Origin of the sequence: Nocardia sp. NPDC060220 (genome assembly GCF_042727815.1) — a bacterium.
Lineage (GTDB): Bacteria > Actinomycetota > Actinomycetes > Mycobacteriales > Mycobacteriaceae > Nocardia.
In genome coordinates, this window is record NZ_JBHWZY010000650.1 from 1 (window position 1) to 4,004 (window position 4,004).

Sequence of the window (4,004 nt, forward strand, 5' to 3'; positions counted from 1 at the left end):
GTCATCCTTGGCGCCGTCGAAGACGGGCGTGGCGATGTTCGAGTCGGCCGGCGCGGCCAGCATCTCCTCGGGCAGCGTCGCCGCCCAGTCGGGACGGGTGCCGTCCGCGGCCACGTCGATATTCCAGCCGGCCTTACCGATCCACCCGAGATGGGTTTCCAGGATCTGGCCGATGTTCATACGACGGGGCACACCGTGGGTGTTCAGGATGATGTCGACCGGCGTGCCGTCGGGCATGAACGGCATGTCCTCGATGGGGAGGATCTTGCCGATGACACCCTTGTTGCCGTGGCGACCGGCGAGCTTGTCGCCGTCCTGGATCTTGCGCTTCTGGGCCACGTAGACGCGGACCAGCTCGTTCACACCGGGAGGCAGATCGTCGTCGTCTTCGCGCGAGAACACGCGAATGCCGATGACCTTGCCGGACTCACCGTGGGGCACCTTGAGCGAGGTGTCGCGCACTTCGCGAGCCTTCTCACCGAAGATGGCACGCAGCAGACGCTCTTCCGGGGTGAGCTCGGTCTCGCCCTTGGGCGTGACCTTGCCGACCAGGATGTCGCCGTCGCGGACCTCGGCACCGATGCGGATGATGCCGCGCTCGTCGAGGTCGGCGAGGACCTCGTCGGAGACGTTCGGGATGTCCCGGGTGATCTCCTCGGCACCGAGCTTGGTGTCGCGGGCATCGATCTCGTGCTCTTCGATGTGGATCGAGGTGAGAACGTCCTCTTCCACGAGGCGCTGCGACAGGATGATCGCGTCCTCGTAGTTGTGGCCTTCCCACGGCATGATCGCGACGAGCAAGTTCTTGCCCAGCGCCATCTCACCGTTCTCGGTGCAGGGGCCGTCCGCGAGGACCTGCCCCTTCTCCACCCGATCGCCCTCGTCCACGATCGGACGCTGGTTCGAGCAGGTGCCCTGGTTCGACCGGTTGAACTTGCGCATCCGGTAGGACTTGCGGCTGCCGTCGTCGGCCATCACGGTGACGTAATCGGCCGAGACCTCTTCGACAACGCCGGGCTTCTCGTTGACAACAACGTCGCCCGCGTCGACGGCTGCGCGCAGTTCCATGCCGGTGCCCACGATCGGGGACTCGGAACGGATCAGCGGCACGGCCTGACGCTGCATGTTCGCGCCCATCAGGGCACGGTTGGCATCGTCGTGCTCGAGGAACGGGATCATGGCCGTCGCGACCGACACCATCTGGCGCGGCGAGATGTCCATGAAGTCGACCTGAGCCCGCGTCACGAACTCGACCTCTTCGCCCGCACGGCGGACGAGGACCTTCTCCTCGAGGAAGCGACCTTCGGCGTCGACCGGGGAGTTGGCCTGCGCGCGAACGTAGCGGTCTTCCTCGTCGGCGGTCAGGTACTTGACCTCGTCGGTGACCTTGCCGTCGACAACCTTCTGGTACGGCGTCTCGATGAAGCCGAACGGGTTGACCCGCGCGTACACCGACAGCGAACCGATCAGGCCGATGTTCGGGCCTTCCGGGGTCTCGATCGGGCACATGCGGCCGTAGTGCGACGGGTGGACGTCACGAACTTCCAGACCGGCGCGCTCACGGGACAGACCACCCGGGCCCAGCGCCGACAGGCGGCGCTTGTGGGTCAGACCCGACAGCGGGTTGTTCTGGTCCATGAACTGCGACAGCTGCGAAGTTCCGAAGAACTCCTTGATCGCCGCGACGACCGGACGGATGTTGATCAGGGTCTGCGGCGTGATCGCCTCGACGTCCTGAGTCGTCATCCGCTCACGAACGACACGCTCCATGCGGGACAGGCCCACGCGGATCTGGTTCTGGATGAGCTCACCGACGGTGCGCAGACGACGGTTACCGAAGTGGTCGATGTCGTCGATCTCGACGGGGACCTCTTCACCGCCGGGGGCGGTCATCGTGCGGTCACCGGCGTGCAGACGCACCAGGTACTCGATGGTGTCGACGATGTCTTCCTTGGTGAGAACCGAGGAGGTCACCGGCTCGTGCACGTGGATGCCGAGCTTCTTGTTGATCTTGTAGCGACCGACGCGGGCCAGGTCGTAGCGCTTCTCCTTGAAGAACAGGTTCTCCAGCAGAGTCTGCGCGGACTCCTTGGTCGGCGGCTCGCCCGGACGCAGCTTGCGGTAGATGTCGAGCAGCGCCTCGTCCTGGCCGGGCGTGCTGTCCTTCTCCAGGGTGGACATCATGATCTCGGAGAAGCCGAAACGCTCGACGATCTCCTCGGTCGTCCAACCCAGCGCCTTGAGCAGCACGGTGACCGGCTGACGACGCTTGCGGTCGATACGGACACCGACGGTGTCGCGCTTGTCGACGTCGAACTCCAGCCACGCGCCGCGCGACGGGATCACGCGCACGCTGTGCAGGTCCTTCTCGGTGGTCTTGTCGATGTTGTGATCGAAGTAGACGCCCGGGGAACGGACCAGCTGGGAGACGACGACACGCTCGGTGCCGTTGATGATGAAGGTGCCCTTGTCGGTCATCATGGGGAAATCGCCCATGAACACCGTCTGGCTCTTGATCTCGCCGGTGTTGTTGTTGATGAACTCCGCGGTGACGAACAACGGCGCCGCGTAGGTCATGTCCTTCTCTTTGCACTCGTCGATGGAGGCCTTGACCTCTTCGAAGCGCGGATCAGAGAACGACAGGGACATGGATCCGGAGAAGTCCTCGATCGGCGAGAGCTCTTCGAGCACCTCTTCGAGGCCGCCTGCGAGACCGACGTCGCCGCGAGCGGCCGCCTTCTCACGCCAGTCGGGAGTACCGACCAACCAGGCGAACGAGTCCGTTTGTAGGTCGAGAAGTCCGGGCACCTCCAAGGGCTCTCGGATCTTCGCGAACGAAACCCTCAAAGGGGCTCCGGGGATACCAGCCTTGGTCTGGGTGGAGACTGCCAAGATGCGTCCTTCCAGCACCTCACGCGCGTCGCGTGGTGGTCCGCGACCGTCGCTTGTCTGCTACGAATTCCGCTGGTTACAGCCCGAACGAAACCAGAACAAGCAGCAGCGGAAGTAACACCGGAAGGGTGGAACTTTCGAGTGCGAATCAAGGTGTGGACAGGAGGCAGCCAGCGCAACGTCCAAACTTACACCCCTAGACAAGGGAGTGTCAACATACCATCCGTGTGACCGGACGCACGGGATAACGCGCCGAAGCCCTGGACGCTGGCCGCGTCGGGTTCTTCACCGCTGCGCGCCCTGCCGCCGACTCCCCCGAGACGACCGCTCACTTGGCGCTGAGCCCTCTATTCAACTGGCGCCGACCCCTGTCAGCTGGTGCTGGGCCGAATTCTCGCTGGCGTTGATGCCCCTCAACAGCTCACGCTGCTGTGAATAGGGTGACGGTTTGCGAGCCCCTCGTCAAGTGGCGCGCGAAGGTCTGTTCGCGATGCGAGATCGCCTGGCGCGCTGGGGATCCCCCACCCCGCGCCGCGGTCATTTTACTCGCGACACGCCGTGCGCGCCACCCCGGCGACGGCCGGTCAGCAGTTGTTTTCCGCCCTGTCACGCAGAAGAGCCCCGGCCGTAGGCCGGGGCTCATCCGAGGCGTAAAAGTCGCTCAGCCGTTGATCTGGCCGTGCGGAACGGTCTTGAACGTTTCGGTGGGCTGATCGTTGCCGCCGTAGGCAGCCATCACCTGAGTGTCATCGGAGGAATCCAGCGACTCGCGGATCGCCACCTGTGCCGCGTGCGGCAGGGTGTGGATGATCTCGCGCACGCGCGCCTGACGGCGGAACACGGCCTGGCGGGCGGGCATGCCGGGCTCGGCCTTCATCTGCGGGATGATGCCGTCGATCTCCTCGGCGCCACCGTGGTGGTGACCGGCGTCGACGAGCGCCTGCTCGCGCGCCATCTGCGCCTCGTCCTTCTCCTCCGACATACCGATCGGGCCGATCATGCGGCCGTTGAGGAACTGCCACCTCCATGACCTGCCGCCGCTTCTCCTCCTCGGGCGCGGAGCCGACCAGGTACTGGCTGCCGAGGTTGCTGGTCAGCACCAGGATGGTGTC

At 64.9% G+C, this 4,004-nt stretch carries 1 protein-coding gene and 1 pseudogene; both read right to left on the bottom strand.

The window, feature by feature from the left end; genetic code table 11:
- Positions 1-2,910, bottom strand: a 2,910-nt coding sequence (gene rpoB / locus ACFWF3_RS27035) for a DNA-directed RNA polymerase subunit beta (protein WP_379316185.1), incomplete at its 3' end; no start/stop codon positions are given.
- 643 nt (positions 2,911-3,553) lie between these two features.
- Positions 3,554-3,910 (bottom strand): annotated as a pseudogene (locus ACFWF3_RS27040) (ABC transporter ATP-binding protein); the annotation flags it as partial.
- Between the last annotated feature and the right edge of the window lie 94 nt (positions 3,911-4,004).